The organism is Gordonia sp. J1A (genome assembly GCF_055393515.1).
Genome location: NZ_AP041607.1, coordinates 2,599,842 through 2,614,557, shown reverse-complemented (window position 1 = coordinate 2,614,557; position 14,716 = coordinate 2,599,842). Strand labels below are relative to the sequence as shown.

At 67.4% G+C, this 14,716-nt stretch carries 15 protein-coding genes; 7 read left to right on the top strand and 8 right to left on the bottom strand.

Features of this window, described 5'->3' with window-relative positions:
* Positions 1–542: 542 nt before the first annotated feature.
* The 3 genes from ACZ5QD_RS12215 to ACZ5QD_RS12205 form a co-directional block, all read right to left on the bottom strand.
* Positions 543–860 (bottom strand): GIY-YIG nuclease family protein, encoded by a 318-nt coding sequence (locus ACZ5QD_RS12215; protein ID WP_045538273.1) that lies wholly within the window; start codon positions 858–860, stop codon positions 543–545.
* 114 nt (positions 861–974) lie between these two features.
* Positions 975–2,042 carry an IS110 family RNA-guided transposase gene (locus ACZ5QD_RS12210; protein WP_045538629.1) on the bottom strand — a complete coding sequence of 356 codons (1,068 nt, stop codon included), beginning with the start codon at positions 2,040–2,042 and terminating at the stop codon, positions 975–977.
* Between the two features lie 536 nt (positions 2,043–2,578).
* Positions 2,579–4,291 (bottom strand): FAD-binding dehydrogenase, encoded by a 1,713-nt coding sequence (locus tag ACZ5QD_RS12205; RefSeq protein WP_231875673.1) that lies wholly within the window; start codon positions 4,289–4,291, stop codon positions 2,579–2,581.
* A 297-nt stretch (positions 4,292–4,588) separates the two neighbouring features.
* Here ACZ5QD_RS12205 and ACZ5QD_RS12200 point away from each other — a divergent pair, with 297 nt between their 5' ends.
* The 3 genes from ACZ5QD_RS12200 (at position 4,589) to ACZ5QD_RS12190 (ending at position 5,874) form a co-directional block, all read left to right on the top strand.
* A complete protein-coding gene (locus ACZ5QD_RS12200; RefSeq protein WP_433821445.1) occupies positions 4,589–5,026 on the top strand; it encodes an Hsp20/alpha crystallin family protein in 438 nt (145 codons plus the stop codon).
* A 54-nt stretch (positions 5,027–5,080) separates the two neighbouring features.
* The gene (locus ACZ5QD_RS12195) at positions 5,081–5,230 is read left to right on the top strand and encodes a hypothetical protein (RefSeq protein ID WP_156150463.1); all 150 of its coding nucleotides are present in this window, start codon (positions 5,081–5,083) and stop codon (positions 5,228–5,230) included.
* Positions 5,231–5,535: 305 nt separating this feature from the next.
* A complete protein-coding gene (locus tag ACZ5QD_RS12190; protein ID WP_006896088.1) occupies positions 5,536–5,874 on the top strand; it encodes a DUF1801 domain-containing protein in 339 nt (112 codons plus the stop codon).
* Positions 5,875–5,888: 14 nt separating this feature from the next.
* On the opposite strand, the gene ACZ5QD_RS12185 is transcribed toward ACZ5QD_RS12190, so the two are convergent.
* From ACZ5QD_RS12185 to ACZ5QD_RS12175, 3 genes are all read right to left on the bottom strand, one after another.
* Positions 5,889–7,250, bottom strand: a complete 1,362-nt coding sequence (locus tag ACZ5QD_RS12185) for a SagB family peptide dehydrogenase (protein ID WP_006896089.1) — start codon at positions 7,248–7,250, stop codon at positions 5,889–5,891.
* Positions 7,251–7,254: 4 nt separating this feature from the next.
* Positions 7,255–8,232 carry an ABC transporter substrate-binding protein gene (locus tag ACZ5QD_RS12180; protein WP_231650177.1) on the bottom strand — a complete coding sequence of 326 codons (978 nt, stop codon included), beginning with the start codon at positions 8,230–8,232 and terminating at the stop codon, positions 7,255–7,257.
* 64 nt (positions 8,233–8,296) lie between these two features.
* Positions 8,297–9,217 carry a TIGR03564 family F420-dependent LLM class oxidoreductase gene (locus tag ACZ5QD_RS12175; protein ID WP_006896091.1) on the bottom strand — a complete coding sequence of 307 codons (921 nt, stop codon included), beginning with the start codon at positions 9,215–9,217 and terminating at the stop codon, positions 8,297–8,299.
* 163 nt (positions 9,218–9,380) lie between these two features.
* Here ACZ5QD_RS12175 and ACZ5QD_RS12170 point away from each other — a divergent pair, with 163 nt between their 5' ends.
* Positions 9,381–10,595, top strand: a complete 1,215-nt coding sequence (locus ACZ5QD_RS12170) for an oxygenase MpaB family protein (protein ID WP_464366784.1) — start codon at positions 9,381–9,383, stop codon at positions 10,593–10,595.
* Between the two features lie 23 nt (positions 10,596–10,618).
* Here the strand turns inward: ACZ5QD_RS12170 and ACZ5QD_RS12165 are convergent, their stop codons facing one another.
* Positions 10,619–11,242: a TetR/AcrR family transcriptional regulator gene (locus tag ACZ5QD_RS12165; protein ID WP_346076454.1), complete on the bottom strand. Its 624-nt coding sequence runs from the start codon at positions 11,240–11,242 to the stop codon at positions 10,619–10,621.
* A gap of 119 nt (positions 11,243–11,361) precedes the next feature.
* On the opposite strand from ACZ5QD_RS12165, the gene glsA reads away from it, so the two are divergent.
* Genes glsA through ACZ5QD_RS12150 form a run of 3 tightly spaced genes read left to right on the top strand, consistent with a single transcriptional unit; the run spans position 11,362 to position 14,021 of the window.
* The gene (glsA, locus tag ACZ5QD_RS12160; protein ID WP_197078071.1) at positions 11,362–12,390 is read left to right on the top strand and encodes a glutaminase A; all 1,029 of its coding nucleotides are present in this window, start codon (positions 11,362–11,364) and stop codon (positions 12,388–12,390) included.
* Positions 12,387–13,319: an MFS transporter gene (locus ACZ5QD_RS12155; RefSeq protein ID WP_464366783.1), complete on the top strand. Its 933-nt coding sequence runs from the start codon at positions 12,387–12,389 to the stop codon at positions 13,317–13,319. Before glsA ends, ACZ5QD_RS12155 begins: the two co-directional genes overlap by 4 nt.
* The gene (locus ACZ5QD_RS12150) at positions 13,320–14,021 is read left to right on the top strand and encodes an MFS transporter (protein ID WP_464367268.1); all 702 of its coding nucleotides are present in this window, start codon (positions 13,320–13,322) and stop codon (positions 14,019–14,021) included.
* On the opposite strand, the gene ACZ5QD_RS12145 is transcribed toward ACZ5QD_RS12150, so the two are convergent.
* Positions 14,018–14,611, bottom strand: a complete 594-nt coding sequence (locus tag ACZ5QD_RS12145; RefSeq protein WP_006896097.1) for a hypothetical protein — start codon at positions 14,609–14,611, stop codon at positions 14,018–14,020. The two genes, ACZ5QD_RS12150 and ACZ5QD_RS12145, sit on opposite strands and share 4 nt — an antisense overlap.
* Positions 14,612–14,716: the final 105 nt, after the last annotated feature.

The window sequence follows — 14,716 nt, the reverse complement described above, 5'->3', positions numbered from 1 at the left end:
GCCCTACTCGCCTGTCCTGGGCCGTTCTATCAGGCCTGTCGACCCGACAGGTTTGTCGAGTGAGCGGAGGAGCGGAGCGACGAAGCGTATCGAGACGGGCGTCGGGGTCTCGATGCGTCCTCGGCTAGCGCCTCGTCCTACTCGACGGTCTTGGGGGCGTTCTATCAGGTTTGTCGACCCCACAGGTTTGTCGAGTAAGCGGAGGAGCGAAGCGACGAAGCGCATCGAGACGTCGCCGCCCGGGGTCTCGATGCGTCCTCGGCTTGCGCCTCGTCCTACTCGACGGTCTTGGGGCGTTCTGTCAGGCCTGTCGACCTTACAGGTTTGTCGAGTGAGCGGAGGAGCGAAGCGACGAAGCGCATCGAGACGGACGTCGCCCGGGGTCTCGATGCGTCCTCGGCTTGCGCCTCGTTCTACTCGACGGTCCTGGGGCACCGTTCAGGTTTGTCGAGTAAGCGGAGGAGCGGAGCGACGGAGCGTATCGAGACGTTGCCGCCGGGGTGGTCTCGATGCGCCCTCGGTTTACTCATAGGCCTGGGCAATCACTCCTGCGGCCTCGACGGCGGCGTCTGGCCCGGGCGGAAGCCCTTCTTCGCCGCGCGGCGCAGCGCGTCGAAATCGCCGGCGATCAGCGCCTCTCGTTTCGCGCGCGACCACTTCGACACGCGTCTCTCCATCGCGTACGCATCCTCGATGGAATCGAACTCCTCACAGAAGACCAGCTCGACCGGACAGCGATTCCGGGTATATGCCGACCCGCGACCTGACTGGTGTTGCTCGAACCGATGCTCGATATTCCGCGTGCTCCCCACGTAATAGCTGCCGTCCGCGCATTTCAGGATGTACATGAAGCCGTGCATGAGGCGACTGTGGCGGACGTCGGGGCGGGGTGCAATGCGGGTATCCACAGCGTGTGACGACGGGTCTCGATGCGCTTCGTCGCTTCGCTCCTCCGCTTACTCATAGCTCCTATGTCAAGCTGCGGTGTTCAGGGCCGGGTTGATGCGGTTTTGGTAGTCGGTTTCGAGGGCTCGGAAGACGGCTCGGACGATCTGTCGTTTGAGGCAACGCAGGGCCTGCTTCTTCGACATTCCTTCGGCGAGTTTCCTCTCGTAGTAGGCGTGCCCGAGAGTCTGGTCGCAGCGTGCTTGAGTCAGGGCGATGACATGGATTGCTCGGTTCAGTTGCCGGTTGCCCGATCTCGTCAGCCTCATGGTCCCTTCGGTTCTGCCGGACCATACCGGCACCGGTGCGATCCCGCAGTAGCGGGCGAGCTGGTCCTGGCCGGGAAACCGATCGACGTTGGCGACCTCTCCGAGGATCTTCGCAGCGGTCAGCACACCGCAGCCGTCGATCTCCCGCAACGCCGACGACACCGGGGTCACCACGGCATCGATCCGCTTGTCGAGCTTCTTGATCCGCGCAGTCAGATCCATAACATCGGCCAGCACCTCGGCGGCGATCTCCACCAGCACTCCGGACCGCTCACCGAGCCATGCTCTGATCCGTTGCTGAGCCAGGACGGTCGTAAGGTCGGCCGTATCGCCGAGGAACTCCGGATCCAGCTCGTGGAGATGCCACCGCAATCGGTTGATCGACGAGGTCCGTTGCACGACATGATGATCGCGGTGATCAGTGAGCAACTTCAGGTCCCGGGAAATCTGGTCGTGAGAGGCGACCGGCAGGTCGGGTTCACGTTGTGCCGCGCGCGCTACGGCCAGGGCGTCGATGGGGTCGGACTTGCCTCGTTCCCGGCCGGTGCGGCGATGAGCCGCCATCAGATGCGGGCTCACCCGCACCACTGACTGCCCGGCCGCCAGCAGGTCCCGTTCCAAACGATTAGACATGTTCCGGCAATCCTCGACCGCCCACAACAGTCCGTCGGTCTCAGCACCGGGCAACAACGCTCGTGCCCACGCCAACGCCTGGCGATGCCCGACCGTGGTAGCCGGGACGACCGTCTCAGCGATCTTGGCACCGACCGTATCGACGGCTACGAAGGTGTGCCGCGCCTTGTGAACATCGGCTCCAACGGTGATCATGAAATGGCCTCCTATTGCAGTAGGTGCAAGGGTGAGGACGAGGCCAGCCGGCCCGGGCAAATCTCAGTGGAGCCCTGATGCAAGGACACGCTCCTATCAAGCCACGGCCGTCTGGCCTCTCCTCACCGGGAACCGGCACAACGAGTGAACGCCACCCACACGCGGAGGCAACAGGCCTGAGAGCCAAATCCCCGGTGAAGAGAACCCAACCACCACCGAAGTGGCCACTCAACCATCACACTGAGACTGGCCTGGGGGGCGCTGCGCTCCTGTGTGTTTGGGGTCTCGGTAAGTCCTCGGCTCGGCTCGACCGCCGACCAGGTGATCGCCGGGTACAAGAACATCATCGCCCGCCTGAAGGCCGACGGCGTCCGTGTTCACGTGGCGACGATCCTGCCGGCGTCCGACTCGCTCTTCAGCGGCTACGCCGCCCCGCGGGCCGATTCGGAGCGCCAGCGGGTCCGGCCGGCTACCGCACGATGGCCGAGGCCGTCGACCTCTCGATCTTCAGCTGAGCGGCCGCGGCCGGTCGCTTATCACAGCAGGCGATGGGCGGCCCGGCCCGCGGTGCGGCCGGTGAACAGGCACCCGCCCAGGAAGGTCCCTTCGAGTGCTCGGTAGCCGTGCACGCCGCCGCCACCGAAGCCGGAGGCCTCACCGACGGCCATCAGCCCTTCGACGGGCCGGCCGTCCGCGGACAGGACCCGGCCCGACAGATCGGTCTGCAGTCCGCCGAGGGACTTCCGGGTCAGGATGTTCATCTTGATCGCGATGAGCGGTCCCGCATCGCGGTCGAGGATTCGGTGCATCGGCACGGTGCGCACGAGGTTGTCGCCGACGTAGGCCAGCGACCGCCGGATGCTCTTGATCTGCGGATCGGTGCTCTTCGGGTTGAAGGCCTCACGGTCGCGGTGCGCGATCTGCTTCTTCAGAGAACCCGGATCCACCAGATCGGTACCGACAAGGGCGTTCATCTTGGCCGTCAGCGCTTCGACGCTGCCCGCCGTGACGAAGTCCGGTCCGCGATCGAGGAAGGCCTGCACGGGTTTCGGAACGTCGTCGGTGGCGCGGTGCACCAGGTACAGCGGGAGGTTCTTGGCGGTCAGCTCCGGGTTCTGTTCGGAGCCCGAGAGCACGAACTCCTTCTCGATGATCCGCTTGTTCAAGACGAACCACGAGTAGTCGTAGCCGGAGCGCTGGATGAGTTCGAGGGTGCCGAGAGTGTCGTGGCTGGGGATGCCCGGTTCGCCGAATCGGCGACCGGCCGCGTCGAACCACATCGACGACGGGGCTCCGAGCACCCGGATACCGTGTCCGGGCCAGATCGGCGAATGATTCCGCAGGCCCTCGGTGTAGTGCCACATGCGGTCGCGGTTCACGAGCCGGGCGCCTGATCGTTCGGCGATGCCGAGCATCCGGCCGTCTACGTGCTGCGGGACGCCGGTGACCATGAATTCCGGCGCCGTTCCCAGCCGTGCCGGCCAGTTGCGGCGCACCAGGTCGTGATTGCCTCCGATGCCGCCCGACGCCACGATCACCAGTGGGGCGTGGAGTTCGAAATCCCCGATCTGCTTGCGGGAACTGGCTTTTCCTCGCGGCAGCGAACTCGGTTCGAGGACGCAGCCGCGGACGCCGACCACGGCTCCCTGCGCGGTGATCAGTTCGTCGACCCGATGCCGGAACGCGAACCGGATCCGTCCGCGGCGCTGCGCCTCGCGCACCCGCCGGACGAACGGTTCGACGACTCCCGGACCGGTGCCGAGCGTGGTGTGGAATCGGGGGACGGTGTTGCCGGGAGTGCCCGGAACGCCGTTGCCCCGCTCGGCCCATCCGACCACGGGGACCCACGAGACGCCCATTCCCGCCAGCCACGACCGCTTCTCTCCGGCGGCGAATTCCAGGTACTTCTCGGCCCATCTCCGAGCCCAGTAGTCCTCGCCGTCGACGCTGTGCGGCGAGCGGTCGAAGCCCGCGGTGGCGAACCAGTCGCGGTGTGCCCGCTCGTGCGAGTCGCGGATGCCGGCGAGACGCTGCTCCGGGCTGTCGATGAAGAACAGTCCGCCCAGACTCCAGTGCGCTTGGGCACCGACGTTCTGTCCCGACTCCTGATCGACGATGAGCACCTTGCGTCCGCGATCGGCGAGTTCGGACGCCGCGACGAGTCCGGACAGTCCGTGACCGACGATGATGACGTCGGCGTCCGGTGACGGCCCGGCCGCTGCCGCGATCCCGTGACCCGGCGCGACCAATGCGGCGGCGACGGCCGCGCCGCCCGCGGCGAGTGCCTGGCGACGAGTGATGGTCGGATTGAACTCAGCGGGCACGGGTGACCTTTCGATGTCGTGAGGGTGGTATCGGTCGTGTTCTCAGACGGCCTGCACCAGACTGACCGGGCGCGGGCCGCAGCGCGCGCGGTATCGCCGAAATCTGGCACAAGAGACACGAAAATCTGGCACTCGATGATCAAGAGTGCTAAATTTGGTGGTGCACAGTCGACGATCATCAGTCGAACCGGCTGGTGACAAATGAATAGGAGGTGTGGTGCTGTGCTTCGCTTCGATCCATTCAGCGACTTTGACGCCCTCGCCCGCGGCCTGCTCTCCGGCCAGGCAGGAACTGCGCGGACTCCCCGATTCATGCCGATGGACCTCTACAAGGTCGACAGTCACTACGTTCTCGCTGCCGACCTTCCCGGCGTCGACCCCGGATCGATCGACGTCAGCGTCGACAACGGCGTGCTGACCCTGTCGGCTCACCGGACCGTGCCGTCCGAAGACGCCAAATGGCTGGCCAGCGAACGCTTCTCCGGAACCTTCAGGCGCCAGGTCACCCTCGGTGAGGGAATCGACACGTCCGGAATCAATGCGCAGTACGACAACGGCGTACTGACGGTCACCATCCCGCTGTCGGAGAAGGCCAAGCCCCGCAAGATCGAGATCGAGCACAAGGGCCAGCCGCGGTCGATCACCGCTGCGACGGAGTGACCCGCTGACAGCCGCCGCAGGCGTCCGCATTCTCTTCACCGAAGGAGGTTGTCGATGACGAGTGTCTTGGAAGTTGATCCGATCGACTGGCTGGAACAGCAGCATCCGGTCGATGCGGACGGCGCCGAACCTGACGACTACCCCCACACCGTGCGGGGAGCGGCGCAGGTCGACGCACTCCCTCACCGTTCCGAAGTCCCGTAACCGAACCGTGTGCCGGGCGTCCGGGGAGAAGACCCGGGCGGCCCGGCACCTCACGATCTCTCATGAGAACGACGATCAGAGCATTTCGATGACTGCAGTCCTGCCTCCACGGGAGTCCGCCGCGCCGCGGCCCACGAGTGAGATCCGATGTTCCCGATGCGAGCGCGCCTACTGGCTCCGATGCCGGTCGGGCGCCGCCGCCGTCGACTTCGCCGCGGCCGACGGCTGGGTGATCGAACCCGGGCAGACGTTGTGTCCGTGCTGTGCGGCGATCGGAGGCGGCCGCAATCGATTACCGTGAGCCCATGAGCAGCGATTGGCGGGCGACCCGCGTCGACGAGATCCGTTCACTGATCCACCGCGCCGCGCCCGGTGTCGTCGAAGAGGCGAAGTGGAAGAAGCCCTCGAATCCCGACGGAGTGCCGACCTTCTCGCTCGACGGTCTGATCTGCACCGTCGAGACCTACAAGGCGAAGGTCAAAGTCACCTTCGCCAAGGGCGCGTCGCTGCCGGATCCCGCCGGGCTGTTCGTCCCCGCGACCGGCGGAACCCGCCGTGCCGTCGACCTCGCCGAATCGGACGATCTCGACGCGGACGCGTTCGTGGCGCTGGTCCAGGCGGCGGTCGCGCTCAACCGGGACTGAGGCGCGGGCCCGGCTCAGACGCGGGGACGGCCCACCACGAAGGTCCCCACATTGCATTCCTCCAACTCGTCGCGGCCGGTGGCCGCGGCGAATGCCGCGGTGTCGCCGTAGCCCTGCGCGACCCCGCCGAGACCCATCGCCGTGGCGGTGAGATACAGCGTCTGGGTCAGCACGCCGACGTGTTTGAGGATCACCGCGTACGCCATCTGCTCGTACGTCCACATCATTCGGCCCGCCCGAGCGGCCAGGGCGAGCATCACCTGCGGCAACTCGCCGTCGGCGAGGGTGAGAGCGGCGGGCGAGAGCAGCCGATTCACGGCGGGGTCGTCGATGTCGGCCACCCGGCGCAGTGCGTGCCGGTACGAGTCGTAGTGGTACATCCCGGGTGCGACGCCGTCGACGGTGCGGATCACCGGGTAGATCTCGAGCTCGTAGAGGGAGCCGCCGGAAGGGTAGGGGCGGGAAGGAAGCTCGGTGACGGCGGTGCCGGAACGCTCGAGGGTGGCCACGTTCCGAGTGCGGGCGCAGCGATACAGCAGCTCGCCCAGCTCCGCGACGGTCATCGGTGCGGCGTCGTCGAAGCTGCGGACGGACACCCGATCCTCGACGACGCGCGCCAAGGGCACGTCCGACTGCGAGAGGCGGTCGAGATCGGGCACGGGCAGCGGGATGCTCTCGCCCGGGTACGGTTCGGGCGACGCGGGGACCGGCGCGAAGTGCCCGTCGGCCCAGCGGGTGGGGCCGAAGTGGGCCCAACTGGTGCCGCGGTCGCCGACGGTGCTCCGACGGTGGAACCAGAGTTCGTGGGGACTCCACGCGGCCGCTGAGAAATCGGACTCCTCGCCGTCGGCGTCGAGAACGGCGTGACCGGTCCACAGCAGATCCGACCACAGCGAGTCGGCGACGAGGTCGTCGTCTCGGCCGCCGGCCAGGATCGCGGCCACCGAAGGGTCGCCGATCACCACGTCGCACCAGGAGCGCGGGTTCTCGGCGACGACCTCGCCGCCCGTCCTGCGGAGCACCGTGAATCGAGACAGCACCCCGTCGGCGTGACGCGGCTCGGGGCGCGTGGAATCGACGGAGCGGAACGGCCGGAGGCGGTACAGCTCGGTCTCGCCGCGGGAGACGGCGAGTTCGAGTGCACCGGCCGACAGCAGATCGCGCAGCAGATCGGCGACCGGCGGAGGCGGTGCCGCGTCGAAGGCGACCGGGCCGGCGTTGAGTGCTTTGAGTACGCCGCCCTGCATGGGCACCAGTCCGGTCAACCGGCGTTTCGCCGGCAGAACCGTAGCGGTCCCGGGAGCGCCGAGCACGGCTTTGCTCCCGGGACGCCAGGTGTAGACGTTGCGCAGGGCGGTCCGCGAGGGACCCGTCATCCGATCAGGCCGTCGCCTTCTGGAAGGCAGGCTTCAGCTCGTCGAGCAGGTACGGGATCGCCAGCGGCGTCGGCTGATTGAGTCCGCTGATGTCGGCGACGGACAGATCGGCGACGGCCCCGCTGCGGACCGACTCGAGCTCCGAGTATCCCGGCAGCTTGCGCAGCGCGCTCTTGAGAGCCGGGGTGTTCGCCGTGACGATCAGGACATCGGCGTCGAGCATCGGGACGTTCTCGGTGGAGATCGGGAAGCGCGGGTTCTTCGTCTTCTCGAACTGAGCGAGCAGCTTGGGCGCGACCTTCATGCCGAGTTCGTTGAACAGGTACGCGGCGCCGTCGTTCGGATCGGCCATCACCTGGATCTGATCGGCGGAGTACATGTACGCCATCGCGTACGTCTTGCCCGCCAGACCCGGGAGCTCCTTCTTGAAGTCGGCGATCTGGTTGTTGACGCCGGCGGTGATCTCCTTGGCCTTGCCGTCCTGACGCAGCAGGGTGCCCATCAGCGCGACAAGGTCCTGCCACGGGTCCACCTGCTGACCGGTCACGCCGGGGATGGTGGGCGCGATCTTTCTGATCTTCTCGAAGTTCTCCGGCTGCGACTTGGGCATGTAGCCCTCGGCGAGGATCAGGTCGGGCTCGGCCTTGGCGATCTGCGCCACCAGGTTCTCCGGATCCAGTGCCGTCGATCCCTGCAGCTTGTCACCGGTCCAGGGCGACGGGCTGCCGGTGAGGATCTGGATGTTGTCGAGGTAGGCAACGGGCTTGACGCCGAAGGCCAGTGCGGTGTCGATCCACTGCGCGCCGAGGGTGACGATCCGCTTGGGAGTGCCCTTCACCGTCACCGGTCCCTGCGCGGTGTTCACCTGGATCGGGCCGCCCGAGGCCTCGTCCTCGTCGGGAGCGCTGCACGCGGACACCGTCAGGACGACGGCCAGCAGACCCGCCACCAGTGCCAGGACGGTCTTCATAGTCGACTTCATGAGCCGAATAGTAACCCAGGCTCACCTAACTTTGCTTAGTCGGCCCTGGGTTGGGAGTCGGACATCACGCATCCAGCGTCCGCAGGAGAGCGCGCGTGCGGGCGCGAGTCTCGCGGTCGCGATCGAACAGTATGCCGACGAACTCGTCGACGCCGAAGGCTCCCAGCTCCCGGACGCGGTCGGCGACGGTGGCTTCGTCGCCGACGATCGCGGCGTCGCCCGGACCGGTGAAGCCCTCGCGGTCGAGCATCGCCTTGTACGAGGGCAGGTTGTCGTACATCGCGAACTGCTCGGCCGCGGCGGCGCGGGCGCCGTCGGCGTCGTCGGTCACCGAGACCGGCAGCATCGCCACCACGCGCACGTCGGAGGCCGAGCGTTCCGCGGCCTCGGCGGCTGTGCGCAGGGTGGGGGCGATGTGATCGCGCAAGGTCTTGGGCCCGGTCATCCAGGTCACCGTGCCCGCCGTGCGACTGCCCGCGATGCCGAGCATCTTCGGTCCCAGCGCGGCCAGGTACACCGGCGGCGCGGGAACGTCGGCGATCGTCAGGGCGCCCCGCGTCGTCACGAGTTCGCCCGCGCTGCTGACCTTTTCGCCGTTCAGTAGCGGGAGCAGGCCGTCGAGGTACTCGTTGGTGCGCTGGACGGGCCGCTTGTAGGAGACGCCCCACATGCCTTCGGTGACCACTTGGTGGCTCAGGCCGAGTCCCAGATGGAGGCGCGGACCGATGATCGCGTTGGTGGTCAGCGCGCGTTGCGCCAGGAGCATCGGATGCTGCACCTGCATCGGCAGCACGCTGGTACCGAACTCGATCTCCGGCACCTCCCATCCCGCGACCGTCAGCATCGTCAGGGCGTCGGGCTCATTCGGCATCTGGGTGCACCAGACTCGGCGAAAGCCCTCCTCCTGGATCTCCGCGAGGCTCTCGACGGCCTTGTCGACGGAGGCGGTGCGGGCATTGATGGTCCAGACGACGCTGACATCCATGGGTGCTCCTGAGTTCGGGACGGTCGACGTCGATCCTATGCTTCGTCGCCGACGCGCGTGGGTGGCTCGGGACCCCGCCGCGGGGAGCTGGTGCGCGTGCAGCCGGTGAGACGATATAGTCAAACAGTCTCAAAATGGTGCGTTCATCTCTTACTCTTGCCGCATGGAACTGGTCGTGTCGCCCGCGCATCTGCGGTTGCGGAATCGAATCGAGCGGATCACGGGAGTGGATCTGTTTCCCGGCGGCGACGTGCGCTCGGCGTTCGCTGCGGGACTTCTCGCCGGCGACCCGACGGCGGAGGCCTTCGTCGCCGAGACCTTTCACGGTGAGATGGGCGGCGCGGCGGCGCGCGAACTCCTCGACGAGGCGCTGCGAGTGGGGATCGACAACGTTCCCGACGCGGCCGAATCGATGCGGGCTCTCTTCGCCGAGTTCGAGACGGTCCCGGACTGGGTGGATCCGGACCTGGTGGAGCAGGGCGCGGCGGTGTGGCGACGCTGGGGCTACAGCCTCGGAGCGGTCGGGAATGCGGGCACGATGGACACCTACACCGAAGCGTCTCTCGCGGTGCCGCTCTCACTCGCCGGCGGATACGCGGGATCGAGTGCGCTGAACCGATATCTCGAGACGAGTCGGTGGTGGCTGGAGGTCTGCCGTCCGGGGGCGGTGCTCACTCCCGGGTCGACGGCGCGCGCCATCTCGCTGCGAGTCCGCGTGATGCACGTGTCGGTGCGGGCGCGCGTCTTTGCGCATCCGGAGTGGGACGCCGAACGGTACGGTCTGCCGATCAGCCAGAGCGAGATGATGCTGACCCTCCTCGGCGGCAGCGTGGGTCCGGCTTTCGGGCTGACCGCGCTCGGCTTCCTGACCAGTCCGTCGGAGGTCCGCGCCGTCCTCCATTTCAATCGGTATCTCGGTCACCTGGTCGGTTGCCGGGTGGACGAGATGTATCCGGATACCTATGCCGACGGCCTCCGGCTGCTCTACTACTTCGACGCCACGCGCAAACACGACTCCGGCGGTCTCGGTTCCGAACTGGTGGAGTCGTTCGTCCCCGCGTTCGCGCCGCATCCGGGAATGCGCGGCCCGGGCCGGTTGCGTGCCCTGTTCCACCTGCATCTGCAGGCCGGCTACACGCGGCTGTTCATGCTGCCCTGGAACCGGCGCGCCCACCGGCTCCCGAGCGGGCTGCCCGGCGTCGCGATGCTGATCGGACGGGCGCCCTTCATCGCCGTGATCGAAGTGGCGCGCCGCGTACTGCCGGGTGTGGATCGGTGGTGGCAGGCAGGGTCCATGAGACGGTGGCGGCGCTGGCACGCCTGGCACAGCGGGAGCCGTGTGGAGGCGTTCGACGCCACGGCCCCGTTGCGCCGCTGACCGCCCGAGCTTGCGCAGCGACGTCAGACGGCCGTCCGCAGTGCGTGGTACACGCTCTCGCCCAGGAATTCGGCCAATTCGTCCGGCGCCCAACGAGAATCGGCGAGCAGGGAGCGAACGGCGCCCTCGCTGGCGGAGACCCACAACTCCACCAGCGGGTACAGCTTCTTGTCGATGTCCGCCTCCGGCATCCCCCACGCCGCCAGGGTCGGCCGCAGCAGATCGGTGCAGCGGGCCACGGCGTCGGCCCGTCCCCGGCCGAAGAACTCCGCGACTTCGGAGTCGGGGGAGCCGTACACCAGCCGCCAGGTCTTGGGCTGTTCGGCGACGGTGTTGAGCAGCGCGCGGAAACCGTCGATGAAGACCGTCGCGTCGGCGTCGACGGCTCGCCTGCGGAGCACGGTCGTCATCGATTCGCGCAGCCGGCCCTCCTCGCGCTGGACCAGTTCGGCGATCATGTCGACGCGGTTGGCGAAGCACGCGTAGATCACCGGCCGGGTGACGCGCAGCCGCTCGGCCACCGACGCCACGGTCACGGCCGAAACGCCTTCGGAGACGGCGATGTCCAGCGCGGCGTCGAGGATCTGGGGCCGACGACGCTCGGGGCCGAGATGCTCGGCGCGCGGCCGGTGGGAGTTGGCAGCCATTGCGCTAAGAGTTTAGAGGTTCGAGACTCTCGTCGACGCTGAAAGCCGGTGTGCGGCCCGGAACATGCGGAACCTACGATGGCCGGACGACGAAGTGCGCGTCGACGAGAGGAACGCCGGTGGACAGAACCGTGAACGATGTGGCTCAGCAGGTCTCGACCGGCGCCATGCCGGGATGGGACCGCGTCGAGACCCTGGCCGTCCAGGCGCATGCGCGCTACGCGTCCAATGCCGACGGGCACGTCGCCGACTACATCCCGGGGCTGGCGGCCGCCGACCCGGAGCTGTTCGGGCTGGCGGTCGGAGAGATCGACGGATCGGTCCACGGCGCCGGCTCATGCGAGACGCTGTTCTCGATTCAGTCGATCTCCAAGGCCTTCGTCTATGCGATGGTCTGCGACGCCGTGGGTCACGGCGTCATCAAGGATCGGGTCGGCGTGAACAACACCGGCTTGTCGTTCAACTCGGTGATCGCCGTCGAACTCAACAACGGTCACCCGATGAACCCGATGGTGAACGCCGGCGCCATCGCCACCACGGCGCTGGTCCCCGGAGCCACGCCGGCCGAACAGTGGGAGGTGATCCGGACGGGGCTGTCCCGGTTCGCCGGACGGCAACTCGAACTCGACGGCGAGATCTACCATTCGGAGATGCGAACCAACCAGCGCAACAGGGCGATCGCACAATTGCTCGAGAGCTACGGGCGCATCGACATCGATCCGTCGGACGCGGTCGACACCTACACGCGCCAGTGCTCGCTCCGCGTCAGCGCGCGCGACCTCGCGGTGATGGGCGCGACGCTCGCCGACGGCGGAGTCAACCCGGTGACCGGTGAACGGGTGGTCTCCGACCAGGTCTGCCGCGACACCCTCGCGGTGCTGGCGTCGACCGGCATGTACGAGCGTTCCGGCGAATGGCTGTTCGAGATCGGCCTGCCCGCCAAGTCCGGGGTGTCGGGCGGCATCGTCGCGATCGCCCCGGGCAAGGGCGCGATCGGCACCTTCTCGCCACTCCTGGATTCGGCCGGGAACAGCGTTCGCGGCCAGTTGGCGACCGCGTATCTCTCACGTGCACTCGGCTTGAACATCTTCGCGTCGGCTCCCGCCCGCCACTCTTCGGCACCAGCCGCCCGAAAGGATGCAGTATGACGACCACCGCCGTCCCGGTCAGCGAGGAGCGGCGCTCGTGGCTGCCGCTCATCGGACTGTTCTTCGCGCAGGTCCTGATGTCGTTCAACGTCGCGGCGCTGCCGGTCTCGATCGGCGGGATGGTCGACGACTTCGACGCCACGCCCACCGCCGTCGGCACCACCATCGTCATGTACGGGCTGGCCGTGGCCGCATTGGTGATGCTCGGCGGCAAACTCGGTCAGCGCGTCGGATGGGTGATGATCTTCCGGATCGTCGTCGTCGCCTTCGCCTGCTCGTCGCTGATGATGATCTTCTCGCCGTCGGTCGGGTGGGCGATCGCCGGACAGGGCCTGGCCGGAGCATCCGCGGCCATCATCGTGCCGTCGCTGGTCGCATTGATCGCTGAGAACTACGTCGGCGACCAGCAGGCGACGGCGGTAGGATCGCTCGGCTCGGCTCGTGCGGTCTCCGGCATGAGCGCCTTCTTCATCGGCGGTGCGCTGGGTGCGCCGGTGGGCTGGCGGCCGGTGTTCGGCATCGTCCTGGCTCTGGCGGTCATCGTCTTCGCGCTCAGCTTCACTCTCCGCTCGGACAAGTGTGACCCGAGTATCGAGATCGACGTGATCGGCGCGGTGCTGATCGGTGGCTCGGTGGTGCTGCTGACGCTCGGCTTCAACAACCTCAACTCGTGGGGCCTGTTCTTCGCCGACGCCGGTGCGCCCTTCGACGTCGGCGGAGCCTCGCCGGCGCCACTGATGATCGTGCTCGGTCTCATCGTCGGCCAGGGCTTCTTCGTCTGGACCCGGTCGCGGATGAAGGCGGGCAAGGTTCCGCTGGTCGATCTGTCGGTGCTCGGCAGTTCGCGTGAGCGTGCCGCGGTGTACGCCATGTTCATCGTCGTCTCGCTGGAGGCCGCACTGAACTTCACCGTGCCGCTGTACATCTAGATCGTTCAGGGCCGTTCGTCGTTCGACACCGCGATCGCGATGATTCCGTTCAACCTGACGGTGTTCGTGACCGCGCTCCTCGTGATCAGGTTCTACCGGCGCTACAGTCCCCGCACCATCGGCGTCTTCTCCTTCGGCCTCACCACCGCGGCACTGCTGTGGCTCTCATTCGTGGTGAGCAACAACTGGGAGACGGCGGCGACGATCATCGGGCTCATCGTGTTCGGCATCGGGCAGGGCGCCCTCGTCACCCTCGTCTTCAACGTGCTCGTGACCGCGGCTCCGACGCGTCTGGCCGGTGACGTCGGATCGGTCCGCGGCACCACACAGAATCTGGCTTCGGCGGTGGGCACGGCGGTGGCCGGCGCGCTGCTGGTCACCATCCTCGGCTTCACGGTCGCATCGTCGGTCGCGAGCCACCCGGAACTGCCCGACTCGCTGGTGGAACAGGTGAATCTCGATAACGTCAACTTCGTCAGCAACGACAATCTGCGGACCGCTCTCGAGGAGCAGACGGACGCGACCCCGGCACAGATCGACGCCGCGGTGGAGGTCAACGAGGACACGCGTCTGCGGACCCTGCGATTCGGACTGCTGTTCCTGGCCGCCGTGAGCGCGACCGCGATCATTCCGGCCGGCCGACTGCCGAACTACCGCAGGGAGGAGATCCCCGCACCCGGAGACGACGAAGGCGCGGCCTAGGCCGCGGCCTCGCTCTGGCGGGGTTTGATGCCCAGGCGGTCGGCGAACAGTCGCCGCTGGATGATCCAGCCCGCCACCGACAATGCGATCCACAGCGCGTTCGAGGTGATGCTGGCCGCTGCCGAGTCGGGACTGTCGACCCAGTTCAACGGCTCGAAGGCGCGCCCGACGCCGATCAGGACCATGCTGGCGCCGCCGATGGAGGTGAGCCACAGCAGTGCGCGTGCGCGGTACTTGTCGGCGCAGAACGCGGCCGCGACCGCGATGGCGACGATGATGATCGCGCTGGCCGCCCACGAATTGTCGCCGGGCTGAACCAGGTCGGCGAGGCGTGCGCCGCCCACCGCTCCGGTCAGGCCGCCCACGAAGTACGCGGCGAACCGGAAGATCAGCGAGCAGACCACCCAGGCCGACACCGCGCCGATCAGGCCGAACAGGAACATGGTCAGACCGCCGGCGTTGAACAGGCCGCTGACGATCCAGCCCAGACCGAATCCCGCGGCGATCACGCCCAGATGCACTGACCGCACCCCGTAGAAACACAGCAGCGCGCCGACTGCCAGGATCACCAAGCCGTTTGCATCAAACATCCTCGAGCCCTTCCGGTTCTGCCGTCGCGTCCGGCCGGACGCGATCGGCGCCGCGCCCGCGGTGGACAGGAACGTCAGAGTAGTCGAGAATCCCCCAGCCCCGAG

Bases quoted from the DNA above. Each gene is read 5' to 3' on its own strand.
- ACZ5QD_RS12215 (WP_045538273.1), bottom strand. From the start codon at position 860: ATGCACGGCTTCATGTACATCCTGAAATGCGCGGACGGCAGCTATTAC.
- ACZ5QD_RS12210 (WP_045538629.1), bottom strand. From the start codon at position 2,042: ATGATCACCGTTGGAGCCGATGTTCACAAGGCGCGGCACACCTTCGTA.
- ACZ5QD_RS12195 (WP_156150463.1), top strand. From the start codon at position 5,081: ATGACGAGTGTCTTGGAAGTTGATCCGATCGACTGGCTGGAACAGCAG.
- ACZ5QD_RS12190 (WP_006896088.1), top strand. From the start codon at position 5,536: ATGAGCAGCGATTGGCGGGCGACCCGCGTCGACGAGATCCGTTCACTG.
- ACZ5QD_RS12185 (WP_006896089.1), bottom strand. From the start codon at position 7,250: ATGACGGGTCCCTCGCGGACCGCCCTGCGCAACGTCTACACCTGGCGT.
- ACZ5QD_RS12180 (WP_231650177.1), bottom strand. From the start codon at position 8,232: ATGAAGTCGACTATGAAGACCGTCCTGGCACTGGTGGCGGGTCTGCTG.
- ACZ5QD_RS12175 (WP_006896091.1), bottom strand. From the start codon at position 9,217: ATGGATGTCAGCGTCGTCTGGACCATCAATGCCCGCACCGCCTCCGTC.
- ACZ5QD_RS12170 (WP_464366784.1), top strand. From the start codon at position 9,381: ATGGAACTGGTCGTGTCGCCCGCGCATCTGCGGTTGCGGAATCGAATC.
- ACZ5QD_RS12165 (WP_346076454.1), bottom strand. From the start codon at position 11,242: ATGGCTGCCAACTCCCACCGGCCGCGCGCCGAGCATCTCGGCCCCGAG.
- ACZ5QD_RS12155 (WP_464366783.1), top strand. From the start codon at position 12,387: ATGACGACCACCGCCGTCCCGGTCAGCGAGGAGCGGCGCTCGTGGCTG.
- ACZ5QD_RS12145 (WP_006896097.1), bottom strand. From the start codon at position 14,611: ATGTTTGATGCAAACGGCTTGGTGATCCTGGCAGTCGGCGCGCTGCTG.